This is a genomic window from Bacteroides faecis, from assembly GCF_020091505.1.
In the GTDB taxonomy this organism is placed as follows: domain Bacteria; phylum Bacteroidota; class Bacteroidia; order Bacteroidales; family Bacteroidaceae; genus Bacteroides; species Bacteroides faecis.
The window spans coordinates 3,471,775-3,497,378 of record NZ_CP081916.1 but is presented as its reverse complement, the minus strand read 5'-3'; the positions used below and the strand labels follow the sequence as shown (position 1 = coordinate 3,497,378).

Below are 25,604 nucleotides of genomic sequence, written 5' to 3'. Positions count from 1 at the left end.
GGCATGAAACAGTCATTGAAAGAAAACGGAGGTCTGCCGGCATCCATCCTGTGGACGCTCGCCATTGTGGCAGGAGTCTCGGTAGCCAACATCTATTATATCCAACCGCTGCTAAATATGATACGCCATGAACTTGGCATATCAGAATTCCGTACCAACCTGATTGCCATGGTCACACAGATAGGCTATGCAGCGGGACTCTTGTTTATCACTCCCTTAGGTGATTTGTATCAGCGGAAAAAGATTATCCTTGTCAATTTCTTTGTCCTGATATTCTCCCTGCTGACGATTGCTTTGGCAGATAATATCCATCTGATACTCCTTGCTTCGTTCTTCACCGGAGCCTGCTCCATGATTCCGCAGATATTCATTCCCATAGCCGCCCAGTTCTCCCGTCCGGAAAACAAAGGCAGGAATGTCGGGATCGTCCTATCGGGCTTGCTGACCGGAATCCTTGCTTCACGGGTGGTCAGCGGATTCGTCGGCGAACTGTTCGGATGGCGCGAAATGTATTACATCGCCGCAGCCATGATGTTCGTCTGCGCGATTGTCGTGCTCAAAGTCCTTCCCGATATTCAGACCAACTTCCGGGGCAAGTACGGCGACCTGATGAAATCCCTGCTGGCTTTGGTGAAAGAGTTTCCGCAGCTACGCATTTATTCCATCCGTGCGGCGTTAAACTTCGGTTCCCTTCTTGCCATGTGGTCCTGCCTTGCCTTCAAGATGGGGCAAGCCCCCTTTCATGCCAACAGCGACATCATCGGTTTGCTGGGATTATGCGGTGTGGCGGGAGCATTAACCGCCTCCTTTGTGGGGAAATACGTAAAGAGAGTGGGTGTCCGCCGCTTCAACTTCATCGGTTGCGGACTGATCCTCTTTTCATGGCTACTCTTCTTCGTCGGAGAAAACACCTACCTTGGTATCATTCTGGGAATTATCATCATCGACATAGGTATGCAGTGCATCCAGCTCAGTAATCAGACCAGTATCTTCGAACTGTCACCCCGAGCCTCCAACCGCATCAATACAATTTTCATGACGACCTACTTCGTCGGCGGTTCCCTGGGAACCTTCCTTGCGGGTACATTCTGGCAATTGTACGGATGGCATGGTGTTATTGGAATTGGAGCTACACTGACCTGCATTTCTTTACTAATTACAACTTTGTCGAAGAAGTGAGTCAACAAAACGGAGCAGTAAACCGTTTAATACAAAAAAGGGAAACATGAAATACGGAGTTAACAAAGAAATCTTACTTATCACAGCAGGCACCGTCTGGATTATCGCCGGTGCCAATATCTTGCGAATAGGCATCGTTACATGGCTTAATAACTCCGAAGGCTGGATGTTCAAGATAGGAGAAGCAACCATCGTCTTTCTACTGTTCTTCGTATTAATCTTCAAAAGACTCTATTACAAGCATACTCAAAGGATCGAACGGAAAAAGGAACAGAAGAACTGCCCTTTCTCCTTCTTCGATGTCAAAAGCTGGATCGTCATGATCTTTATGATCTGCCTTGGCATCACCATCCGCAGCTTCCACCTGTTGCCCGAAAGTTTTATATCTGTCTTCTACACAGGACTGTCCATCGCACTGATCCTGACCGGTGTACTCTTTATCCGTTACTGGTGGCTGAGGCGCAAGACGAATCCGGTGTAACAGGAAAGCATCTATATTCCAATAAAATATAAACTTATAATAAATTTTATTGTGCTGTCCGGCAAGGTAAAAAGAATTCTGTCTTTTTATTGTATCTTTGCGCGACCAAAAAAATAAAGAAATGATTCCAACCCAACAGGATATTGCCGAATTCACCCGCTTTCAACGAAACGAGATAACAGAAAGCATCTTATATGAACGGCTCGCATCTATCGAAAAAGACGAGAATAACCGCAAAACGCTCCGACTGATAGCAGCAGAAGAAAAGTCGCATTACGCTATCCTCAAGAAATATACAGGAAAAGAAATCGGTCCGGACTATAAGCGTATCGCCCGTTTCTACTTTCTGGCACGCATACTAGGTATCACATTCGCCATCAAATTAATGGAGTCCAGTGAGGAAAATGCCCATAATAATTATGATAAATATGCCCATATACCAGACCTGCAACGTCTGGCACATGAAGAAGAAGTGCACGAGCAGAAGTTGATTTCACTTATCAATGAAGAACGGCTGGAATATATGGGATCGGTCGTACTAGGACTTAATGATGCGCTGGTTGAGTTTACAGGTGCACTGGCAGGTTTCACACTTGCCTTGAGTGACAGTAAACTGATAGCACTGACCGGCAGTATCACAGGGATAGCCGCTGCACTGTCAATGGCATCTTCCGAATATCTTTCTACCAAATCGGAAGGGGATGATAAGAAACATCCGGTAAAAGCTGCTGTATATACAGGAATCGCCTATCTGATCACGGTAGTGTCACTGGTTACTCCGTTTATACTGATCAGCAATGTAATCGTAGCTTTGGGAGTGATGCTGACCATGGCACTTATCATCATTGCCCTTTTCAACTACTATTATTCCGTAGCCCGTGGAGAAAGCTTCCGAAAGCGGTTTACGGAAATGGCTGTACTCAGTTTCAGTGTGGCAGGTATCAGTTTCCTGATAGGATACGCTCTAAAGACATTTACCGGAATCGATGCCTGAAATCAATAAAGCATCCGACATCATTGAAGGTCCGGTAGTTACATAATAAAGAAACCTAAACCACCAGATTAAATAATAAAGCGTTATATTTAGAATGAAGAAAGCTCCATCTCCCCTCGTATCACTATTGCCCATTGTCGTATTAGTGATATTACTATTCGCCACCATTCGTGTATTTGGCAGTGATGCCCTCAATGGTGGAAGTCAGGTATCGCTGCTTACTACCACCTCCATTTGTATCCTTATCGGCATGGCTTTCTACAAAATCCCCTGGAAAGACTACGAACTGGCAATCACGAACAACGTGGCAGGAGTGACAACAGCCATCATCATCTTACTGATTATCGGCGCATTAAGCGGTATCTGGATGATTAGCGGAGTAGTGCCCACTTTGATTTATTACGGAATGCAGATTATCCATCCCAGTTTCTTCCTGACATCCACCTGTATTATTTGCGTATTGATCTCCGTTATGACCGGAAGTTCATGGACAACGATCGCTACCATCGGTATTGCCCTCATGGGCATCGGAAAGGCACAGGGATTTGAAGAAGGCTGGATTGCGGGAGCTATCATCTCCGGTGCCTATTTCGGCGATAAGGTTTCTCCCTTGTCCGAGACGACCATATTGGCGGCATCCGTCACGGACACGCCCCTCTTCCGTCATATCCGCTATATGATGATTACTACGGTGCCCTCACTGATCATTACACTGATTATATTTACGGTAGCAGGTCTGTCTCATGACGCCAGCAACACCCAGCACATCGCGGAAGTGGCAGCTGCCCTGAACGAAAAGTTCCATATCACCCCGTGGCTGCTGATTATACCGATAGCAACAGGCATATTGATTGCACGGAAAGTGCCTTCCATCATTACCCTGTTTCTGTCCACTCTATTGGCGGGCATTTTCGCTCTGATCTTCCAACCGGATTTGTTGCGGGAAATTTCGGGGGCTGCCGTTTCCAACTTCGACTCCCTGTTTAAAGGACTGATGATGACCATCTACGGCAAGACAAGCCTGCAGACCGACAATGCCGTTTTGACAGATTTAATTGCCACCCGTGGTATGTCGGGAATGATGAATACAATCTGGCTGATTTTATGTGCGATGTGTTTCGGCGGAGCTATGACTGCCAGCGGTATGCTGGGAAGCATCACATCGCTCTTCGTACGCTTCATGAAGAAAACGGTCAGCGTCGTATCGGCTACGGTTTGTTCCGGGCTTTTCCTCAACCTGGCAACTGCCGATCAATATATCAGCATTATCCTGACCGGGAATATGTTTCGCGACATTTATGCTAAAAAAGGTTACGAAAGCTGCCTGCTCAGCCGGACTACGGAAGATTCAGTAACCGTTACATCCGTACTGATTCCGTGGAATACCTGCGGGATGACGCAAGCCACTATTCTGAGCGTGCCTACGCTGGTGTACCTCCCCTATTGCTTTTTCAACATTATCAGTCCTTTAATGAGTATTGCCGTGGCAGCCATCGGATATAAAATTGTAAAACGCTCGTGAACAATCTGGCATACACTTTGTTTTTGCAATAAACGAACAACGTATTAAACCTAAACAAAAAAAAGTTATGAAAAAGTTTATTGCATTATTAGCATTAGTTTTAGTAAGTGCGAGCACAATGATGTATGCACAGGAAAGTAACGCAGCCATCCGCCGCGCAGACAGAAAAGCAGAAAGAGACGCAGAAAGAGCAAAACTTCGCGCAGAAGAACAAGTACAGGACATGGCAGCTTACCAGCAGGCTGTTCAGGCTTTGAAAAACAAACAGTTTGTTCTGGAAGCCAATCAGGTAATCTTCCGTAACGGTATGAGTGCTTTCGTGACTTCCAACACTAACTTCGTCCTGATGAACGGAAACAGAGCCACTGTACAGACAGCTTTCAACACTCCTTATCCCGGCCCTAACGGTATCGGCGGTGTGACTGTAGACGGTAACTCTTCGGACATGAAGATGAACATCGATAAGAAAGGAAATGTAAACTGCTCATTCAGTGTACAGGGTATCGGTATCTCAGCTCAGGTATTTATCAACATGAGCAGCGGTAACAACAATGCTTCGGTATCAATCAGCCCGAACTTCAATAACAACAACCTGACATTGAACGGTAACATCGTCCCACTGGATCAATCCAACATCTTCAAAGGACGCGCCTGGTAATCCGAACAGAAGAATATGATAGCAACTCCGCTACAAATCGCGCAAAATGCGTACATTTGTAGCGGAGTTTTTAATTTATCAATTCTTATGAGGGAATATATCATCGCAGACAACCAGGATATCAGTAAAGCAGGAATGATGTTTCTGCTAAGCCGCCAAAAGGATGTATCTGTTCTTTTAGAAGCCGACAACAAGGCTGAGCTGATTCAGCAACTGCGTCTGTATCCGCAAGCGGTGGTTATTCTGGATTATACTTTATTTGATTTCGCCGGAGCAGACGAACTGATTGTCTTGCAGGAGCGATTCAAAGAAGCCGACTGGATTCTGTTTTCCGATGAGTTGAGCATTCATTTTCTCCGGCAGGTATTGTTCAGCAGTATGGCTTTCGGAGTAGTCATGAAGGACAATTCGAAAGAAGAGATCATGACCGCCCTGCAATGCACTTCACGCAAACAGCGGTATATCTGCAATCATGTCAGCAATCTGCTGCTTTCGGGATCGGTCCCTTCTGCCCCATCCCCTGCCACCACAGAAGATCATCTGCTGACACAAACAGAGAAAAACATCCTCAAAGAGATCGCGTTGGGAAAGACAACCAAAGAAATAGCCGCAGAAAAGAATCTCAGTTTCCATACGATAAACAGCCACCGAAAGAATATCTTCCGGAAGCTGGGAGTCAACAATGTACACGAGGCTACCAAGTATGCGATGCGTGCAGGGATTGTCGACTTGGCGGAATATTATATTTGAGACAGCCGGCTAAAGATCGATCCCGGCTGAAAGCTGCTAACGGACAATCTCACCACTTCCCACACAAACTCCCGCTTCCTGATCATAAACGACCCCGAACTGACCGGGCGCAATGCCCTGCAACTTCTCGGAAGACAAGATACGGAACCGATTGCCCTCTTCCTGAATCAGCCTTCCCCTTGTAAATTCGGGAGTGTGACGAATCTTGAACGTAATATCAACCTCCTTTCCCGCATCTTTCCACGGATTATCCGTAATAAAGTGGAAATCATTGATCCGGAATTCATGCCCAAACTGCGTCTCTACTCCATATCCATGAGAGACATAGATGATATTTTCCTGCACATCCTTCTTTATCACAAACCAGGGACCGCCACTCAGTCCAAGACCTTTCCGCTGCCCGATCGTATGAAACCAGTAGCCGCGATGTGTGCCCACTCTCTTTCCGGTCTCCAGTTCTATAATCGCCCCTTCCTGTTCTCCCAAAAAGCGACGCACGAAATCATTATAGTTAATCTTCCCCAAAAAGCAAATCCCCTGACTATCCTTTCTCCGGGCACTGGGCAGTCCTGCATTGCGTGCAATCTCGCGTACTTCCTGCTTCATCAGCCCGCCAACAGGAAACATCAGTTTGGAAACTTGCAGATAGTCTATCTGTGCAAGGAAATCTGTCTGGTCTTTAACAGGGTCTTTGGCTGTCCCCAGCCAAGTCTTACCGTCCCGCTGGACGGTAGTGGCATAATGCCCTGTCGCTGTAAAATCGAAATTCTTTCCGACACGCTGCTCAAAACAACCGAACTTGATGAGTTTGTTGCACATCACGTCCGGGTTCGGCGTCAGTCCTTTTCTGATTTTATCAATCGCATAAGCAGCCACGTTCTCCCAGTACTCTTTATGCAAATCAACCACTTCCAGCGACAAGCCATACTTACGGGCAATGGCGGCAGACATTTCAATATCTTCTTCAGCCGAGCAATCCATATACTCCGCTCCATCCATACCTATCTTGATATAGAAAAGAGTCGGACGGTATCCTTGCTCACAAAGAAGGTGAACGACGACAGAGCTATCGACACCTCCGGATAATAATGCAGCTATATTCATCATAATTATTCATTTAACACCAAAGAAGTGCTAATATGCCAATGTATTATGATCATAATCATCGACAAATTAGCACACAGGCAAATCTGTTTCATCAAATCTTTGTCAAAGTCAGGTTGTGGTCCATCCAAAAATCATTAACTCTATATCACTCTCTTCGGATTCTAATTATTCTCTTTATTCTCTCTCTATTATATTAATACCTGTCATTCATTTCCGATGTTGCAAAGATAAGGCGGGATTTGCTAACAGCCTATCACATATTGAAGGCATTTTTATACCATAAATGTGGTAGATAAGCAAAGTATTTCCTACATTTGCACACTGAAAAGCTTTTTATGATGACGAATTTACGCAAAATACTACTCATACCTGCTCTGATCGTCGTATCTGTCAGCAGTTTCTTTTCTTGTGGTGTAGACCGCTGGCCGGAATATGCCCACCTGACCGAACTGGATAGCTGGATGTATGACATTATGCAAGAGAACTATCTGTGGTATCAGAATATGCCTTCCTACAATGACGTTAATCTATTTCTGGACCCCGCTTCCTTTCTATCCAAAGCGAAATGGGACCAAGACAGCTATTCTTTTGTAGACTCTGTGATGGAAGCTCCATTGCCAACCTATGGATTCGACTATTCACTTGTAAAAAGCCAGGATAACGATACGGCATACAATGCCCTGATTACCTATGTTATCCCCGAATCGCCCGCAGCAAAGGCCGGTCTTCAACGTGGCGACTGGATTATGAAAGTAGATACTTCCTACATCAGTAAGAAGTATGAAACACAACTGCTGCAAGGCACGATAGCGAGAGAGCTTTCTATGGGGATATGGAAGGAAGTTGAAGTAGAGCCCGAAGAAGGAGAAGAAGTTCCGGAAGAGCCGGTAATGGTATACAAAGTAGTACCGAACGGCATTACGCTGGATTTGGGAGCAGCCCAGTCTATCGAAGACCAGCCGGTACATAAATACGAAATTCTGACCTTAAATGATGGTACCAAAGTAGGCTATCTGATGTACAACAGTTTCACTGCCGGCACTAGCGCCGATCCGGAAAAGTACAACAACAAACTACGCGAAGTCTCTACCAAATTTAAAGAAGCCAATGTAAAGGCCACCATACTCGACCTTCGCTACAATGCGGGAGGATCTCTGGATTGTGTTCAGTTATTAGCTACCATCCTCGTTCCGAGTGCAAGAATGGGTACCCCTATGGCTTACCTGGAGTACAATGACAAAAACATAGACAAGAGCACTACCATCGATTTTGATCAGGAAGTATTGAAAACCGGTACCAACCTGAACCAGAACGTATTGATAGTGATTACCAGCGGCACAACAGCCGGAGCAGCGGAAATGCTGCTGACCAGTCTATACAAAAAGGACCAGTACCCTAACATCATTGTGATGGGCAGCGCAAGTAAAGGACAAACTGTAGCCACCGAACAGTTCATCAATGAGACTTACCGCTGGTCTGTCAATCCTGTGGTATGTACCGTTTACAATTCAGATCACGTCGCAGGCGAAGAACCATTCATTCTTACTCCGAGCGATCAATTCAAGATAAGTGAAACGTCCATTGACGGAACGACCAACTACAGCCAGTTTCTTCCTTTCGGTGATCCCAAAGAGAGAATGCTAAGCATAGCCATTCAGACGCTGGAAGGAACTTATCCGCCGAAAGACGAAGATAAAGAAGAAACTCCAAGCACGAAGAGCTTCAAGATAGAAAAGAATGTCAGTAGTCCTGCCAGCAGACGGTTTGCCGGAGGATTACGGATTAAATAAGCGGTAATGAGAAAGATACTCCTCTTAGTCTGCATGATGACAGTCATATTCGGTTGCTCGGATGATGAAGAAAAGGCATGGACAGAAATTGAAATCCCGACTCCTGCAATGAGCAGAATGCTGTTAACTGAATTCTGCAAGTCTGACGGAATAGGAGTATCTGACGTTACGAAAAGAGAAGAGTTCTCTTATCAAGAGAATTGGCTGACGGATTATATCTATTCACAGGAGGTTTCTATTGCCGACCTGACGGAAACCATCACTAACCCGATAGCAGTTCGATACGAGAATAACAGAGGCAGTGTCACCCTTACCGACGAAACGGGCATCCAACGCAAATATACTTTAAACGAACAAGGATACGCTACACAGTGTGAATACACTTCGTTCGGTCAGAAGAGAGAATATACCTTTTCCTATACAGACGGTTATCTGACACTGGTAAAGGAAACCCTGCCCAAAGAAGGAAGCAGCGAAGCAGCCACTACACAAACCCTTTCACTGAAATACGAGCAAGGAGACCTGGTCTCTGCAACTTGTCCTTCGCTGACCAACGAATCATTCACCGGGTACGGAGAGCTGCAAACCCATTATGAACCCGGAAAGGATATTAATTATTATCGCCTGCCCTGTCCGGTACTGGCAGATACTTATCCTCTCTCCTTTCATCGTGAAGCGATGTTTGCAGGGATACTGGGCAAACCGACACAGCATCTCACCGTTGCCTCCTATCCTGACCAGACGGATGATACCTACACCGAAAGAACCGAATATTCATATAGCTTTGACAAGAAAAACAAACCTACCGGCTTACATATCCAGACTAAATATGGTAACGGTAAAAGCATGAATTATATAAACCGTACCATCAATATTTCCATCGAATAACCCCGTTTTTGTCAAGAGCAGAATTACAGATTCTTAACTCACGGTTCCCCTTTTCGTGAACGAAAGGCACATTTGCCGTAACAAAGCATCGGTTTTCACTTAACAAAGCATCTGTTTTCACCTGACAAAGCATCTAATCTTGCTTGACAAAGCATCTAATTTTCATCAGAAAGCAGGTAAAAGTCAACCCAAAGCCGAGGTAAAGTCATTTTTCCCCCCGACTAAACACAAAAAAAGGAGAAAGTTCTCACTTCCTCCTTCTATCGTAGTTTAATTTCAATCTACTATATGATTATGCATCCAAAGATACGACATTCGGATGCTAAAGTCAAGCTTTTCCGGTTTTATTTCTTGAAGAACTTATCAAAGAACAAAATCTGATAATCGATAGAGTTATTCCAATACTCTCCGGTATGCCCTCCGGGACGAGTGATAAAGTCATGGTCGATTTTCTTTTCCAACAAGCGGTTGTGCAAATCCTTATTCACCTGAATGAAAAAGTCTGCTTCGCCACAATCAAAGATAATCGCCAGATCTCCATTCTGTATTTTATCAATCTGGTTGATAACAGTATGTGTATCCCATATTTCCTTGTTAGATTCATAGTCTCCCAAGCGTTTTGCCATATCCCAGTTCTTCGGGAACGGGCGAATATCCACACCGCCACTTGTGCTTCCACAAGCGCCAAAAGTATCTTTATGACGGATAGCCGTCCACAAGCCGCCATGTCCACCCATACTCAACCCTGTAATGGCACGTCCTTTACGGTCGGCGATTGTCTTGTAATGTCCGTCTATGTACTTCACCAGCTCCGATGAAACAAACGTTTCATACCGGAAAGACGGATCTTTCGGACTATCCCAGTACCAGCTGGTACTTCCGTCCGGACAAACAAAAATGATGCCTTTCTCATCCGCTATCTGAGGCAGATTGGGCTTGATTTCAATCCATGTCTTGGCATGACCGCCAAAGCCATGCAACAGATACACAGCAGGGCATGATACAGCTTTCTTTCCCAGGGCTGCATCAGGAGTTACTACCACCACCTTTATTTCCTTATTCATGGAAGGGCTTTTCACTAATAAAGTATCTACCTTGGCTGCAAAAGAAGGTGCCAGCCAAACTAACAAAAGAGCAATTAATAGAAGTTTTTTCTTTTTCATTGTGTTTATAAATATGTTTAGTCAGATCATTCTTCGTCGTCTTCCGAAGGCTGAAATTCAGAAACAGGCTTATCAAAAGTCTTATGACACTGTTTGCAGGTATATTCCCAGTGGTTGCTTCCCGGAGGCGCCGCAGCCAGCATAGAAAGCACAGCCGCACCTATCGCACGCAGTTTCTTTCCTTTTCTCAACACCAGTTTAATGTCAGATGATCCACAACACGGGCAGAGAGTCAGTTCTTCGGGCCAGCTCTGATTCTGTTTCAGCACCCGGACAGCTTTGTCATAATCTTCATCTACCACCAAGATATCCACTCCTGCGATACTGCTCACATAACTTCTATACAGAAACGAGAAGTTCTCATTGTGCAGAACAGATTCAATACCTTCATTCTCTAACGCTCCCTGCAGGATGTGTGCCTCCATTGCGTCATTACAGGTTATCAGTTTTACGGTTTTCATATTCAACCTAATTTGATTGTTCCCGCAAAAATAGAATATAAAAATGAAATGTGAAACTATTTTCCATTAACTTTGCAGTTACTAAACTGCAATAACATGAAAAGACTCCTGTCAGTTCTGCTACTTTGCCATATAACAATCTCCTTCCTATGGGCACAGCCTGTCCATCAAGTGAAAGGTACAGTCATTGACAAATCCAGCCGCCAGCCTCTGGAATTTATCAATGTAATGATTGTCGGACTAAACAAAGGAGGAGTGACGGATGCGGAAGGAAAGTTTTCGATAGAACAAGTTCCTCCCGGCATCTACCGCCTGCAAGCATCAGCCATCGGATACAAAACCGTCATTACCCCCGAATATATTCTATCGACCAGAGATCTGCACATACAGATAGAAATGGAAGAGAACCAGACGGAGCTTGAAGGAGTAACCATTACCGCCTCCCCCTTTCGCCGCGACATTGAAAGTCCGGTCAGCCTGCGTATCATCGGATTGCAGGAGATAGAAAAGAGTCCGGGGGCCAATCGGGATATTTCACGTATCGTACAGTCTTATCCGGGAGTCGCCTTTTCGCCGATAGGATACCGCAACGACCTGATTGTACGCGGCGGATCACCTTCCGAAAACCGCTTTTACCTGGACGGAGTAGAGATTCCCAATATCAACCATTTCAGTACACAAGGAGCATCGGGCGGTCCGGTAGGTATTCTCAATGCCGATCTGATACGTGAAGTGAACTTCTATACCGGAGCTTTTCCGACGGATAAAGGAAATGCGCTCAGCTCTGTGCTCGACTTCAAATTGCGTGACGGAGACATGGAACGCAATTCCGTGAAAGCCACTCTCGGAGCTTCCGAAGTATCTTTGGCTTCCAACGGACATCTGGGTAAAAAGACTTCCTATCTGGTTTCCGTCCGTCAGTCCTATCTGCAATTTCTGTTTGACATGCTCGGTCTGCCCTTCCTGCCCACCTTTACGGATGCACAGTTTAAACTGAAAACAAGGTTCGACGCACAAAACGAATTGACCGTACTGGGACTGGGCGGCATTGACAAAATGAAGTTAAACACCAAAGCCGACGATGAAGATAATGAATATATACTCAGTTACCTGCCCAAGATTCAGCAGGAGACATTCACACTTGGCACTGTATACCGGCATTATGCAGGCGCACACGTACAGTCGGTCATCGCCAGCCACAGTTATCTGAACAACCGGAACACCAAATACCGGCAGAACGACGAAAGTAATCCGGATAACCTCACGCTCCGTCTCCGTTCTACGGAGCAGAACACTCAGTTCCGTCTGGAAAACAGTTCTTCTTTCCGCAACTGGAAAGTGACTGTCGGAGCCAATCTGGACTATAGCCAATATAGCAATACCACTTTCCAAAAGGTGTACACCGACCATGCGCAGACATTTGACTATCAAACCTATCTGGACATCATGCGCTGGGGACTTTTCGGAACAATCAACTATACTTCGATAGACGAACGCTTTACGGCTTCGCTCGGTCTGCGTGCCGATGCCAATAATTACTCGGCAGCCATGAAGGATATGACCGATCAGCTCTCTCCCCGCCTGTCGCTTTCCTATCAACTGACGGAACACTGGTCGCTAAGCGGAAATGCGGGACTTTACTACCAGTTGCCTCCCTACACCGCTCTCGGCTTTAAAAACAATAACGGACTCTATGCCAACAAATATGCGCTCCGCTATATGCAAGTCAGTCAGGGAAGCATAGACATCAACTGGCGAAAAGGTGATACCTTCGAAGTATCTCTCGAAGGGTTCTACAAAGACTACGACAAAATCCCCCTTTCCGTAGCCGACGGCATTCCGCTGACCTGCAAAGGAAACGATTACGGAGTGATAGGCAACGAACTGCTGACTTCCACCGCACAGGGACGCTCATACGGCGCAGAACTTCTCCTCAAATGGCTGATTGCCAAGAAGCTGAATCTGGCCTCCTCCTTCACGCTCTTTAAAAGCGAATACCGTAACAATAAAGAAAGCGAATATATCGCCTCCGCATGGGACAACCGCTTCATCTTCAACTTACGGGGTACTTATAACCTCCCCCGACATTGGAGCGTCGGGATGAAAGTCAGCTGCATAGGCGGTGCTCCCTACACTCCTTATGATGCCGACAAGTCCTCTCTGGTAACAGCCTGGAACGCTCAGGGAAAACCGTATTACGACTATACCCGATATAACGAAGAACGGCTTCCGGCCTTTACTCAGGTAGATATACGCATAGATAAAACATTTTACCTGAAACGCTGTATGCTGGGCTTCTACATCGATTTGCAGAATATTGCAGGCAGCAAACTGAAACAGGCGGATGTATTGATGAGCACAGGGGTAATTAAGAATCCGGACGCCCCCATAGCCGGGCAGCGGTATGTCATGAAGTCCGTCAAACAGGAAAGCGGTACACTGCTGCCGACTTTAGGAATCACATTCGAATACTAACACTATTATAATAATAACGAACTAAAATTCACTATGATGAAAAAACAAATTGCATTAGTGACCCTGTTATTTCTGGGCATGAGCTGTTTCAACGCTTCGGCACAATTCGGAAAAAAATTCAATGTAGGAAAAGCTCTTCAAGCAGGCAAGGATGCCGTGCAGGCAATCACCTTATCGGATGCCGACATCGCTGCCATGAGCAAAGAATACATGGAATGGATGGACAAGCATAATCCACTGGCCAAACCGGACAGCGAATACGGAAAACGTCTGGAAAGACTGACCGGCAACATCAAAGAAGTGGATGGCATGAAAGTAAACTTTGGCGTGTATGAAGTAGTGGACGTAAACGCTTTCGCCTGCGGCGACGGCAGTGTGCGTATCTGTGCCGGACTGATGGACGTCATGAACGACGAGGAAGTAATGGCAGTCATCGGTCATGAAATCGGACACGTTATCCATACCGATTCTAAAGATGCCATGAAGAATGCCTATCTCCGCTCGGCAGTAAAGAATGCGGCAGGAGCAGCCAGCAGCCAAATCGCCAAACTGACCGACTCTGAACTGGGAGCAATGGCAGAAGCACTTGCCGGTGCGCAATACTCACAAAAACAAGAGTACGAAGCCGATGCCTATGGGGTAGAGTTCTGCGTAAAAAACAACATCGACCCTTATGGCATGTACAAATCACTGAATAAACTTCTCGAATTGTCCAACGGAGCTCCCGCATCTTCCTACATGCAGAGAATGTTTTCTTCACACCCCGACACAGCCAAACGTGTAGCCCGTGCTAAAGAACTGGCTGATAAATACAAACAATAAGAAAGACTCAAAATCAGAAATAACTAAAGAACATATTCCGGGAGCATTTACTTTGCAATCCCGGAATATGTTCTTTGCTTATTAAACACCCTTCATTTCAAAGCATACATTACTATTCCGCACCAATTGTTTATTAAAAAATCATTAATATACAGTACATATTTGCATGACGTCGTGATTTCATGTAATTTCGAAGCAATAATCATTTTAATCCATTTATGGAATTTCTTATTATACTTTTCTTACTTGTACTGAATGGCATCTTTGCCATGTACGAAATTGCGCTGGTATCTTCCAGCAAAGCACGTCTTGAAACTCTCGCCGGAAAAGGCAATAAATCTGCACGTGGAGTACTGAAACAATTGGAAGAACCGGAAAAGTTCTTGTCCACTATCCAAATCGGTATCACCCTTATCGGTATCGTATCCGGTGCCTATGGTGGGGTTGCCATCGCAGACGATCTTGTTCCGTTCTTCTCTCTCATACCGGGAGCAGAAGCCTATGCCCGCAATCTGGCAATGATTACCACAGTAGTAATCATCACCTACCTCTCTCTTATCATCGGCGAGCTGGTACCCAAATCCATTGCCCTCAGCAATCCGGAACGGTACGCAACTCTGTTCAGTCCGATTATGATTTTATTGACGAAAGTTTCCTACCCGTTCGTCTGGCTGCTTAGTATCTCCACTCGTCTGCTGAACAGAATCATCGGCGTGAAGAATGAAGAACGCCCGATGACACAGGAAGAAATCAAGATGATTCTCCACCAAAGTTCGGAACAGGGAGTGATCGACAAAGAAGAAACGGAAATGCTGCGTGACGTATTCCGCTTCTCGGACAAACGCGCCAACGAACTGATGACGCATCGCAGAGATCTTGTCATCTTCCATCCCGACGATACGAAAGACAAGGTGATGAAGACCATCGAAGAGGAACACTACAGCAAATATCTGTTGGTAGACGAGCGAAAAGATGAGATTATCGGTGTGGTATCCGTAAAAGATATTATTCTGATGGTAGGCAACAAAAAGGAGTTCAACCTGCGTGAAATAGCCCGTCCGCCACTGTTTATTCCGGAAAGTTTATATGCAAATAAAATATTAGAGCTATTCAAGAAGAACAAAAACAAGTTCGGAGTTGTTGTTAACGAGTATGGTAGTACAGAGGGTATCATCACCCTGCACGACTTGACCGAAAGTATCTTCGGAGACATCCTTGAAGAGGATGAAATGGAAGAAGAAGATATCGTCAGAAGGCAGGATGGTTCGATGCTCGTAGAAGCCTCGATGAACATCAAGGACTTTATGGAAGAGATGGGAATCTTATCTTATGAAGATCTGGAAGACGAAGACTTCACTACCCTCGGAGGATTGGCAATGTTCCTGTTGGGCGGTATCCCGAAAGCCGGAGATATCTTCACCTACAAGAACCTGCAGTTCGAAGTGGTGGACATGGACCGTGGACGAGTAGACAAACTGCTGGTCATCAAACGGGACGAAGAAGCATAAAGAAAATAATAACCCGAGCAATATTAGCTCACTATATTTATATTAACTTAAAGCACTTAACGATGAAAAAAGTAATTATGTTAGCAGCAGTCGTAGCTGCTTTGGCATCTTGCCAATCAAAAGCCAACAAAGCCGCAGAGGCAGAAGCAGACAGTCTTTCCATAGAAATGGCTCCGATCACAGAAGTGACCGAAGTTTATGAAGGAACACTTCCTGCAGCCGACGGCCCGGGTATCGACTACGTATTAACACTGAATGCTGCAACTGATGGTGTAGATACCACGTATACTCTGGATATGACTTACCTCGATGCAGAAGGTCAGGGTAAGAACAAAACCTTCTCTTCGAAAGGAAAACAACAGACTGTCCAAAAAGTAGTGAACAAAAAACCTACCAAGGCTGTTAAGCTGACTCCGAATGACGGCGAAGCTCCAATGTACTTCGTAATCGTCAATGACACTACTCTGCGTCTGGTAAACGATAGTTTGCAGGAAGCTGTCAGCGATCTGAATTATGATATCATCAAGGTAAAGAAATAAATAACCTAAACCCTAACCAGTAAATAAAATGCTCTGCGAATGACCGGTCTTCGCAGAGCATCTTTATTTCTATCCCAGCACTCCTTTCCCTTCCAGGCGTTTCAGACGAAGCAACGCTTCGATATAATAATAATCCGCATAAATAATAGAAGCATCTATTTCCGAATGCGCCGGCCAGTGTCCCGTGCTATGAAGCAGGAAAGCGGGATTGCTCTTACCACTCTGATAACGGTCAGAGCTTAAGCTTGCCAGCATTTCTATGGCGGCATCTTTATATCTTTTTCCTTTACCGTTCGGAAGATAGGTGGATAGTTCGAGCAATGCGGAAGCAACTACCGAAGCTGCCGAAGCGTCGCGGGGAGCATCCGGAATCCCCGGTGCGCTGAAGTCCCAATAGGGTATCTTATCCTCCGGCAGGCGTTCCAGATAGACATCCGTCACTTTCTGTGCAAAGTCCAGATATTTAGGATCTTTGGTTTCACGGTAGACTACCGTATAGCCATAAACAGCCCATGCCTGTCCGCGTGCCCACATGGTGCTGTCTGCATATCCCTGATGGGTGACTCCCTTGATCAGATTTCCTGTAATGGTATCGTATACCGCTACGTGATAGGAGGTATAATCCGGTCGGAACTGGCATTTCATAGTCTTATCGGCGTGGGATACCGCAATATCATACAGGTAAGGATTGCCCCCGTTCTTGGATGCCCAGAAAAGCATTTCAAGGTTGATCATATTGTCCATGATAGTATTGTGGGGCCAGTTGCGCGGTTCCACTTCGCGAGGCCATGACAGCATGGTGCCGACTACCGGATTAAATAAAGTAGCCAATGAGTCAGCCGTATCCAGAATTACCTGTTTATAAGCGGGATTCTTGGTCAGACGATATCCGTTGCCATAGCTGCAGAAAACGAGAAATCCCAAATCATGGTCATAAGCCGGAATACGGGAAAGGAATTCCAGTGAAGCGGTGAATTTCTCGGCTTCTTCCAGAATGTGCTTATCTTGTGTGTACTCGTAGTCATACCACAAGACACCGGGCCAGAAACCGGCACACCATTCTTCCTTCGTTGCTTTCCGACAGTTCCAATGATGCTCATCCGCCATGATGTTACGCGGCATCATCGTATAGTCTATCCCTGAATCTCCTTTCAGTTCGACCAATGTACGTTGGGTCTGTTCTGCGCAATAGCCTAAAGCCTTATTCACATCCAAAGTACCGGAAGTCCGATGGGCACAAGCATAAAAGCCTAGCACTACAACCAACCCTGCTACAATCTTCTTCATTTTTCGTTCTATATCTTCGTGTTAGTTCTTATTTTCTATTCTCATTTATTCGTTCGTCATCCGGAACCAGTCGACATCTGCCCAGCCTCTGTTTCCGTCATTAGGAGTGACACAGAACAATCCGACCTTGGCTCCAATCCATTTTCCCTGCCGGGCTGTGAAAGCATCGCCTACTGTGGTATATTTCTTTCCGTTCAGGCTATAAGCAAAGGTACAAACGGCCCCTTTGGTTACTTTCACCCTCAGATAAACGGTCTTCCATTCATTATCGGCAACACCCGGCATCTTCAGATATTCTACCGGAAAGCTCGCCAGTTCTTTTACTTGTTCGGGATTCTGTTGTTCCGCATCTTTGCATACGGCTTGCTGCAGGATAAATTTATCGCTGGCCTTACGGACAGACAAATAACTATAATCCCATCCCATCACGATAATACCTGCCTGTTCCCCATCCTGCTTAGCTGTAAACGTCAGCTTGGCAGTAGCTGTAAACTCCTCCGCCGGAAACTTCTGCATCAACAGATTGGGGACTTCCCAGAAGTTTACGAATTCTTTGGAAAGGCTGCCTGCGTATAGCCGGATATACCCCAAGTCGGTGGTAAAGCCATAAGTATCTTTCTTATTGGCATGCCATTGCCATTGCAACCCCAGATGGCGGGTATTGAATTCATCGCTCTCCGGAGGGGTCGCTACCGGATATGTTCTTCCTACATTCGGTTTCTTATAAGTAGTTACAGGTTCTCCACAGCCATCCATGTCCTTATCGGCTCCGATGACAGGCCAGTCATTGATCCACTTCATCGGATTCAGGTGAATAACACGTCCATAAGCACCCTGATCCTGGAAATGTACAAACCAGGATTCCCCTGTATTCGTATCTACCCAACCTCCCTGATGAGGACCGTTGACCGTCGTCTTTCCCTGTGCCATTACAATCTTTGACTCGTAAGGACCATAGATATTTCTGGAACGAAGCACCAACTGCCAGCCGGTAGCAACTCCGCCGGCAGGAGCAAATATATAATAGTATCCGTTCCGCTTATAAAGTTTCGGACCTTCTACCGTATGATTCTTACCGTCGTTTCCATCGAACACCATCACCGGGTCAGAAATCACTTCTGTTCCTTCGGCATTCAGTTCGCAGATGACCAGAATACTGTTCACTCCACTACGGCTTCCCGCGTAGGCATGTATCAGATATACTTTCCCGTCTTCATCCCAAAGAGGAGTCGGATCAATCATTCCTTTCCCCGCCTTTACCAATACCGGTTTAGTCCATTCCCCTTCCGGATCTTTTGCTTTTATCAGATAGATGCCGTAATCCGGATCACCCCAATAAATATAGAATTCTCCGTTATGAAAACGGATTGCCGGTGCCCATACTCCTTTGCCATGCTGCGCTTTATCAAAGAACTCTTGCGGTTCCTGAACCGGCAGGGCGTAATTCACAAGCGACCAGTTTACCAAATCATTGGAGTGAAGTATAGGAAGTCCCGGGATGCAGTTAAAACTGGAAGCTGTCATATAGAAGTCATCTCCCGCCGCGCACACATCCGGATCGGAATAATCGGCATAAAGAACCGGGTTCTGATAAGTGCCGTCGCCCTTGTCAGCCACCCAGGTCCTAGAGATTTCCTGTGCACTTGCCACAAAACAGCAAGCCATCATTCCTGCTATAAACAGAGTCTTTTTACGCATATTACCTAACTAATCAATTCATTCAAAAAAACTAAATGTTATTCCTAAAAACAGGCTCTTTTCACCTTTATAAAAAGCTAACCGCTCCGAAAACTGAATTCATTATCTTATTTCAACAATCTATTTACTGACCTATTTGCTTATATATACGAAGAGAGTTAGGTAATTACCTAACTCTCCCATGAATATTTTCCTATTTATCGATGATTCATCCATCACACATTTACTCTTTTTAAAGAAAATAGTTTTCTATAGAGAACGATTCTTTTCAAAAATCGTCTTCTATAGAAAACTATTAATTATCTTTGTACAGTTATAATTCCATCAAAACAGCAATTATATATGGAAAGAGAAATCATCCGCAAGATCATTATTGAGGGACAGGAATTCGTAAATGAAATACCTTTGATAAAACGTCCTTTCTTTTTTGAGAAGAATGGAAATTATGTATTTGTCGGTATCAGACAAGCAGGAAAGTCCTATCTACTATATCAACGTATCCAGCAGTTAATAGAAGAAGGGCATAGTATTGAAGAAATGGTATACATTAACTTCGATGACGAACGTTTGCGCCAGTTCACCACTCATGATTTCGACCTCATTCTACAAGCCTATGCCAGCATGTTTAATCTTCGTCCTATACTCTTTTTCGACGAAATACAGAACATAGAAGGATGGGAGAATTTCGCCCGGCGATTAGCCAATCAAAAATATAATGTCTATATCACCGGAAGCAATGCCAAAATGTTAAGTCGTGAAATCGCAACAACCTTGGGAGGACGTTATTGGAACGCTGATGTATACCCCTATTCTTTCTTCGAATATTTAAAAGCTAAAAATATCACTTTGGCTACCAACTGGATGTACGGAAAACAAAGTGCGGAGGTAAGTAAGCTATTCAATGATTATTTTTCATTCGGCGGATTTCCTGAATTGGTGGATATTATTGCAAAAAGAGCTTGGCTAAATGACATATACAGCAAAATATTTTTCAGTGATTTAATCGTACGCAATAAAATAAGAAACGAAGAAGCTATGGGATTGCTGGTCAAACGATTGGCAGAAGGTGTCAAACAGCCCGTATCACATACAAGATTAGCCAATTTGATTAGCACTGCGGGAATAAAGATTAGTAAAGCGACAATTATCGATTTCATAAAATATTTAAAGGAATCATGCCTACTTTTTCCGTTAGAGAACTATGCAGCGAAGTTTGCTGAACGTAATTCGAATATGAAATATTATTTCATTGATAACGGATTGCTTCACATATTCCTGACCGATGCTAATACCAGTCTACTGGAAAATATAGTGGCTATACAACTCTATAAAAAATACGGAAATGAGGTCTATTTCTATAACCAGAATATTGAAGTAGACTTCATTATTCCGGAGCAAAAGACTGCATATCAGGTCAGTTACTCTTTAATGGACGAAAATACCTATCAGCGGGAAACTGAAGCATTAATCAAACTCAATACAGTTTTTCCAATGGAACAAATGTATATCATTACCAAAGATGAAGAGCGTACTATTGCTCATGAAAAGGGCATAAACATAGAAGTTATCCCTGTTTGGAAGTGGCTGTTAAATGAAACAATTATAAAATGATCGAGTTACTTAGAAAAAGGTGCCCTCCTGAGAGTGGAGACCACCTTTTTCTAAGTAACTCGTAAATCCTAAGATTATTCTCTATATAGCATCAGTGTTCCCCAACCTAGCTGGTCAAAAGCTCCACTGTTAGTTCCATAACGGCTACTTCCATCTGCACCTGCCTCGGGACGCATTTTGTCAGCGGCTTGTTTGGCATACTTATACCCACTACTTACTTTCTTAATCTTCGCATAGTGATTGTAATAAATTTCCCATCCCGGACGAAGACTTCCACGTCCCGTATCATCCGCTACTGACGTATGAGTAGTACCATGATTCTTATCGGAACATGCACAATCAATGCAATACTTATATGGATTAAAAGGCATTTGTTGTTTTGTCAACAGCCATGCCCCATTTGCATTTTTCTGATCAGCTCCATCACGCAGATTGAAGAGTGCCGTATATTCACCCATCTTCATCATGGCATTATTATCGGCAGCAAAAAAATCAAGTTGCGGAGTGGTAGGATTACATTGATAAAAGGTATAAGCCATCTGACAAAGATTTGCAGTAACGGCTACAGACATCATAGCATGTCCCTGGTCACGACCACTTTCCTGATTCTGAGCAATCTCTTCACCGCTACCCAAAGGATCTGTAAATGTTCCCTGAATCAACTTACCTATATAACCATTACCTACACCATTATAGAAATAATTCACCACATAGTTCACCATGTCATCATTTTCAGTCAAGATGCCAATAGCCATATAAGAACACATATTTACCAAATCCCAGTTTGACCAATAGTGGTCACTACACTGGCCTCCATGTCCTTTCATAAATTCAATGTTCTTTGCGGCAAACACATCTACTATCCATTTCTTGAAATCAGTTTTATCCTTATCCGCCCAACCGTCATAAGTCTGCATAATCTCGGCAGCATTAGCAAAAGTATATCCCTGTGCACCAGCAGCCAGCATCTGATTGGCATCATTTGATTTGATTCCCTTACATTTATCAGCCCAGTCATTCATTACTTTAACAGAGGTCGCTGCATACTCTTTGTTGCCTGTTAGTTTCCACAATAAAGCTAATTGATAGGCAGCTGCTGCATCACGCATGGCATTCGCATAGTTCTCACTGCTTTCGCCGGTACCGGTAGGGTCACCCCTCACAATCCATTCTGTAGGACTAGCACTATAAGAAAGAGAAGTATATGCACTATTTTTCAATATCTCAAATTCCTCTTTCACAGCCTGCGGTGCCGTACCATCGTCCAGCATCGTCTTGACACGAGTAAAATCCGCATCATTAAACATCGCACAAGGGTGTTGATATGTATATTCTCCTTTCACCTCTTCATAAGGCATAGGCCAGCTATCTATATCTGTCGTTCCGTCTTCTATTTCACTGGAACAGGCAGTAAAGCCCATTACCAGTAAAAGTCCAAGTACAAATATTAAATTCTTTTTCATCGTTATTTTCATTTTTGGTTATTATTCAACTACTTACCTGCTGCAACTTCCGCCTCAGCAAAGTTTTCCATTTCTGCTACACTCTTGAAGGTACGGACCCAATACACATTATAAGTATCCGAAGTTACATTGGCTTCAGGAATATCTGCAACTTTTATCTGAAAAGTCTTGAATCCTATCACACCTAAATCATACTTATTCAACGCCGCTATGTCATAATAAATCAATCGGGTCCCATCAGCCAGTGTAATACCATCATTACATTTAGGTCCACCAATATTTACTCCTGACAAAGCAACCGCATCCAAAGTATTTGCCCCCCCCTTAGGTATATCACAACGCATTGCAAATACCGGATAAGTAGCTATATCCAGATACAATGGATTCTTATCATTCACCGGAAGTCTCAAGTCAGCACGTCTCTTTGATCCGCTCCCTAATGTTACGACCAACTTGCCATCTTTACGTTCAATCTTAGGACCATTAGTAGCTTGTCCCTGTACGGTCCACTCACCAAACTCATTCCGTGTATCCCAAATCCACCAACCGCTTTCTACAGAAATTGTGGTAGAGGCTGTTTCACCCGTAGCCCTGCAAGTGGCCGTAATCACTGTTGTACCGAAGCCTTTCGGTGTAACAATACCCAAATCCACCGTTGCTACATTTTCATCACTTGACACCCAGTCAACAGAACCCAATGTCGCATCAGCCGGTGTATAAGTAACATCCAGAGCTATATCTCCCATAGAAACACAAATCATATCAGTATAGGGTTCAATAGCAACATGTTCCACCGGAATATATTCAACAACTTTCAAGACATAGGAGCCATATACACCACTATGGTCATGTGTCAAAGCAGAAATTGTCACTTCTCCGGCCTTCAGACAGTTCACCAACCCTTGCGAAGAAACAGTAGCTATGTTTTCGTCACTGCTCTTCCATGTCAGATAAGAGTATGTGTGGTCAGCCGGTAATACTTGCGCTTCAAACTGGATTTTGTCCGTTTCGTAAATCACTTCTCCTTCCCGTGGATTTGTGAGTGTCAGACTGGTAGCTTTTATAATCTCGGGAACAATTTCCACTTTTACCGAAGCGGTTGCCCCAAAGCCAATCGGAGGAGTGGCACTGATAACAGCCGTACCTTCTGCCACACCGGTTATAGTCCCATCCTGTGACACACGTGCAATACTCTCATCCGTTGATTTCCATACAATTGTACGGTCTTCCAAATCATCCGGAGCTTCTACGGAATAGACAATGGTAGAATCCATGCCAATAGCCAACGGCAATGTCGCACTCACATCAAAAGTAATGGAGTTTATCAATTTCGCTTCAGACATGGCAGGAGTAAACTCTTTCTCCTTGTCACATGCAGTCAATACCATGCAAGCAGTAAGCAGGCAAGCAGACGCACCATACAAGTTTTTATATATTGAATATCTATTTTTCATACCTGTTATTTTTAATGAATAAAACGATCTGTTATTCTCCCCAACCAGGATTCTGTTTCAAATTCGGATTAAGCTGTAATTGGTCTGTAGGCAATGGATACAAATAATGTTTATCCTCCCATTTACGCCCGCTTTCTATGATCAGGAATCCATCACTATTCTTAGAATAAGAAGCATTCGGCCATCTGGTCTGATACTCCGTACCTGTCCACTTGATACCCAAAATATTCTGCGGCATTTCTGTTTCAGCTGTCTTCCAACGCTTCAAATCGTCAATGCGGAATCCCTCGTTAAAGAGTTCGACTGTACGTTCCCGACGGATTTCAGTACGCATATCTAATCCGTAGGTTTGAGCAAAACTATTTGTTAACTTTGGCATCTGAGTGTTGATACGATTGCGAACCAAATTCAAAGAAATATTCAAATCTTCATCAGAGATGGTCTCATCACGCTCAAACACCGCCTCGGCATAGTTCAGCAGCACTTCCGCATAGCGGATGATAGGATAATCATAGCCTTCATAATTTGTATTCACAGCACGTTCAGTAGCCCACTTCTGATTGTTATAACCACTACCACTGGTCGGAATCAATCCTTTAATGGAAGCCGATGCTCTATCTGCTGCATCACCTGTCCAATTGACACGAGAGTTTTCATTGCTCCAAAAATAGCCATAAGGCTTACATAATGTATAAATCATACGATTGTCGCGATTCAGATATTCGCTTTCTATTTTATCGTATCCCATAAACATATTAGGAGACTTGTCAATAGGAAGTCCGTCCTGGCAAAGATACAATGCTGCAAACTTGTGAGAAATCATTTGTGCATTTGCCAAACATTCTTTCGTGATATTCTTATTAATCGGATTCAGTGTTTCATCATGACGACGGGAGAAAATATATTCCGTGTTAGAGCTTTTTTGAAGTCCGGCAGGATTAGATTTTACATCCTCTAAAATAAACATATACTTCTGTGCGCTATCACCCAAAATAACAGGTGCATACAAACTGAATTTCTTACTATTAATCACTTCTTTAGCTGCATTGGCAGCAATATCCAGCAACTCTTTTCCACGTACCGTATTCCCACGGAATTTCTGCCAGGTACCTTCATATAAAGCTACTCTTGACAAAAATGCCCAAGCTCCTTCACTACCTACCCGACCACTCTCTACAGCGGAAGTAGCAGAAAGCAAACCGGCAGCATCCTTCAGATCTTGAATAATTAAGTCCGCCACTTCACTACGGTCATTACGAGAAGCTTTCAATTCCGGGTCAGTTACATCCAACGGTGTTTTAGTGATGATAGCATCACCATAGAGTTGCAATAACTCAAAATAGCAGTAAGCACGGAAAAATTTCGCTTCACCCACATACTGTGCGATATCAGTCGGATTATCGTAAGTTTCGGCTTTCTGTAAAAGTATATTCGCACGACGGATACGGTTGTAATTATCTGTATAATTATTGTCTGAAGCCGGAATACTATTTGTACCATTACTATACACATTCGTCCCTCCTTTGTCTACAATAAGATCAGAACGTTTATCAGAATGAGGCGCATCATATACGCTGTTTGAAAAGTCACGAGTCCAACTATAAAACTGATTAGCGAACAACTTATAATCTGTGACTGAGTTCCAGTAGTTACCATCAGCAATTTGGTCTTTCGGGTCCAAATCAAGGCATGAATGTGTCAGACATCCCAATATCAGTATCAATATTGCTTTTAATGTATATTTCATATTTGTT

The 25,604-nt window shown here is 44.2% G+C and carries 21 protein-coding genes; 13 read left to right on the top strand and 8 right to left on the bottom strand.

Annotation, left to right across the window (positions count from 1 at the left end; genetic code table 11):
* Positions 1 to 3: 3 nt before the first annotated feature.
* The 6 genes from K6V30_RS13565 to K6V30_RS13540 all read left to right on the top strand — a co-directional run bounded on the left by K6V30_RS13565 (position 4) and on the right by K6V30_RS13540 (position 5,584).
* Complete coding sequence (locus tag K6V30_RS13565) at positions 4 to 1,179, top strand: MFS transporter (protein ID WP_008766719.1); 1,176 nt, start codon at positions 4 to 6, stop codon at positions 1,177 to 1,179.
* A 46-nt stretch (positions 1,180 to 1,225) separates the two neighbouring features.
* Positions 1,226 to 1,660, top strand: a complete 435-nt coding sequence (locus K6V30_RS13560; RefSeq protein WP_055269960.1) for a hypothetical protein — start codon at positions 1,226 to 1,228, stop codon at positions 1,658 to 1,660.
* A gap of 121 nt (positions 1,661 to 1,781) precedes the next feature.
* Entirely contained in the window at positions 1,782 to 2,654 is an 873-nt protein-coding gene (locus K6V30_RS13555; protein ID WP_008760477.1) for a VIT1/CCC1 transporter family protein, read from the top strand.
* 94 nt (positions 2,655 to 2,748) lie between these two features.
* Positions 2,749 to 4,176 (top strand): Na+/H+ antiporter NhaC family protein, encoded by a 1,428-nt coding sequence (locus tag K6V30_RS13550; RefSeq protein WP_055269958.1) that lies wholly within the window; start codon positions 2,749 to 2,751, stop codon positions 4,174 to 4,176.
* A 67-nt stretch (positions 4,177 to 4,243) separates the two neighbouring features.
* The gene (locus K6V30_RS13545) at positions 4,244 to 4,834 is read left to right on the top strand and encodes a DUF4251 domain-containing protein (RefSeq protein ID WP_010537460.1); all 591 of its coding nucleotides are present in this window, start codon (positions 4,244 to 4,246) and stop codon (positions 4,832 to 4,834) included.
* Positions 4,835 to 4,921: 87 nt separating this feature from the next.
* Positions 4,922 to 5,584, top strand: coding sequence for a response regulator transcription factor (locus K6V30_RS13540; RefSeq protein ID WP_010537459.1), 663 nt, complete (start codon positions 4,922 to 4,924; stop codon positions 5,582 to 5,584).
* 36 nt (positions 5,585 to 5,620) lie between these two features.
* Here the strand turns inward: K6V30_RS13540 and mnmA are convergent, their stop codons facing one another.
* Positions 5,621 to 6,688 (bottom strand): tRNA 2-thiouridine(34) synthase MnmA, encoded by a 1,068-nt coding sequence (gene mnmA, locus K6V30_RS13535; RefSeq protein ID WP_022302107.1) that lies wholly within the window; start codon positions 6,686 to 6,688, stop codon positions 5,621 to 5,623.
* Positions 6,689 to 7,026: 338 nt separating this feature from the next.
* On the opposite strand from mnmA, the gene K6V30_RS13530 reads away from it, so the two are divergent.
* Both K6V30_RS13530 and K6V30_RS13525 read left to right on the top strand, forming a co-directional pair.
* Complete coding sequence (locus tag K6V30_RS13530) at positions 7,027 to 8,481, top strand: S41 family peptidase (protein ID WP_055269954.1); 1,455 nt, start codon at positions 7,027 to 7,029, stop codon at positions 8,479 to 8,481.
* 6 nt (positions 8,482 to 8,487) lie between these two features.
* Complete coding sequence (locus K6V30_RS13525; RefSeq protein ID WP_029425465.1) at positions 8,488 to 9,369, top strand: DUF4595 domain-containing protein; 882 nt, start codon at positions 8,488 to 8,490, stop codon at positions 9,367 to 9,369.
* 344 nt (positions 9,370 to 9,713) lie between these two features.
* Here the strand turns inward: K6V30_RS13525 and K6V30_RS13520 are convergent, their stop codons facing one another.
* The gene (locus K6V30_RS13520) at positions 9,714 to 10,532 is read right to left on the bottom strand and encodes an alpha/beta hydrolase (RefSeq protein ID WP_055269952.1); all 819 of its coding nucleotides are present in this window, start codon (positions 10,530 to 10,532) and stop codon (positions 9,714 to 9,716) included.
* A 26-nt stretch (positions 10,533 to 10,558) separates the two neighbouring features.
* Complete coding sequence (locus K6V30_RS13515; protein ID WP_010537454.1) at positions 10,559 to 10,993, bottom strand: putative signal transducing protein; 435 nt, start codon at positions 10,991 to 10,993, stop codon at positions 10,559 to 10,561.
* A 96-nt stretch (positions 10,994 to 11,089) separates the two neighbouring features.
* Between K6V30_RS13515 and K6V30_RS13510 the strand changes: the two genes are divergently transcribed.
* From K6V30_RS13510 to K6V30_RS13495, 4 genes are all read left to right on the top strand, one after another.
* Positions 11,090 to 13,468, top strand: a complete 2,379-nt coding sequence (locus tag K6V30_RS13510) for a TonB-dependent receptor (protein WP_055269951.1) — start codon at positions 11,090 to 11,092, stop codon at positions 13,466 to 13,468.
* A gap of 36 nt (positions 13,469 to 13,504) precedes the next feature.
* Complete coding sequence (locus K6V30_RS13505) at positions 13,505 to 14,290, top strand: M48 family metallopeptidase (protein WP_055269975.1); 786 nt, start codon at positions 13,505 to 13,507, stop codon at positions 14,288 to 14,290.
* A gap of 218 nt (positions 14,291 to 14,508) precedes the next feature.
* Complete coding sequence (locus K6V30_RS13500) at positions 14,509 to 15,798, top strand: hemolysin family protein (RefSeq protein ID WP_010537451.1); 1,290 nt, start codon at positions 14,509 to 14,511, stop codon at positions 15,796 to 15,798.
* Between the two features lie 62 nt (positions 15,799 to 15,860).
* Entirely contained in the window at positions 15,861 to 16,337 is a 477-nt protein-coding gene (locus tag K6V30_RS13495; RefSeq protein ID WP_010537450.1) for a copper resistance protein NlpE, read from the top strand.
* Positions 16,338 to 16,406: 69 nt separating this feature from the next.
* Here the strand turns inward: K6V30_RS13495 and K6V30_RS13490 are convergent, their stop codons facing one another.
* Together K6V30_RS13490 and K6V30_RS13485 are read right to left on the bottom strand one after the other, a co-directional pair.
* Entirely contained in the window at positions 16,407 to 17,624 is a 1,218-nt protein-coding gene (locus K6V30_RS13490) for a glycoside hydrolase family 88 protein (protein ID WP_055269950.1), read from the bottom strand.
* Between the two features lie 45 nt (positions 17,625 to 17,669).
* Positions 17,670 to 19,322 (bottom strand): glycoside hydrolase family 43 protein, encoded by a 1,653-nt coding sequence (locus K6V30_RS13485; protein WP_055269948.1) that lies wholly within the window; start codon positions 19,320 to 19,322, stop codon positions 17,670 to 17,672.
* Positions 19,323 to 19,664: 342 nt separating this feature from the next.
* Between K6V30_RS13485 and K6V30_RS13480 the strand changes: the two genes are divergently transcribed.
* Positions 19,665 to 20,933, top strand: coding sequence for an ATP-binding protein (locus K6V30_RS13480; RefSeq protein ID WP_022302114.1), 1,269 nt, complete (start codon positions 19,665 to 19,667; stop codon positions 20,931 to 20,933).
* 74 nt (positions 20,934 to 21,007) lie between these two features.
* On the opposite strand, the gene K6V30_RS13475 is transcribed toward K6V30_RS13480, so the two are convergent.
* The 3 genes from K6V30_RS13475 to K6V30_RS13465 are packed head-to-tail and all read right to left on the bottom strand — an operon-like array spanning position 21,008 to position 25,597.
* The gene (locus K6V30_RS13475; RefSeq protein WP_010537446.1) at positions 21,008 to 22,396 is read right to left on the bottom strand and encodes an alginate lyase family protein; all 1,389 of its coding nucleotides are present in this window, start codon (positions 22,394 to 22,396) and stop codon (positions 21,008 to 21,010) included.
* A 29-nt stretch (positions 22,397 to 22,425) separates the two neighbouring features.
* Positions 22,426 to 23,850 (bottom strand): Ig-like domain-containing protein, encoded by a 1,425-nt coding sequence (locus K6V30_RS13470; RefSeq protein WP_010537445.1) that lies wholly within the window; start codon positions 23,848 to 23,850, stop codon positions 22,426 to 22,428.
* A 31-nt stretch (positions 23,851 to 23,881) separates the two neighbouring features.
* A complete protein-coding gene (locus tag K6V30_RS13465) occupies positions 23,882 to 25,597 on the bottom strand; it encodes a RagB/SusD family nutrient uptake outer membrane protein (protein WP_022302116.1) in 1,716 nt (571 codons plus the stop codon).
* Between the last annotated feature and the right edge of the window lie 7 nt (positions 25,598 to 25,604).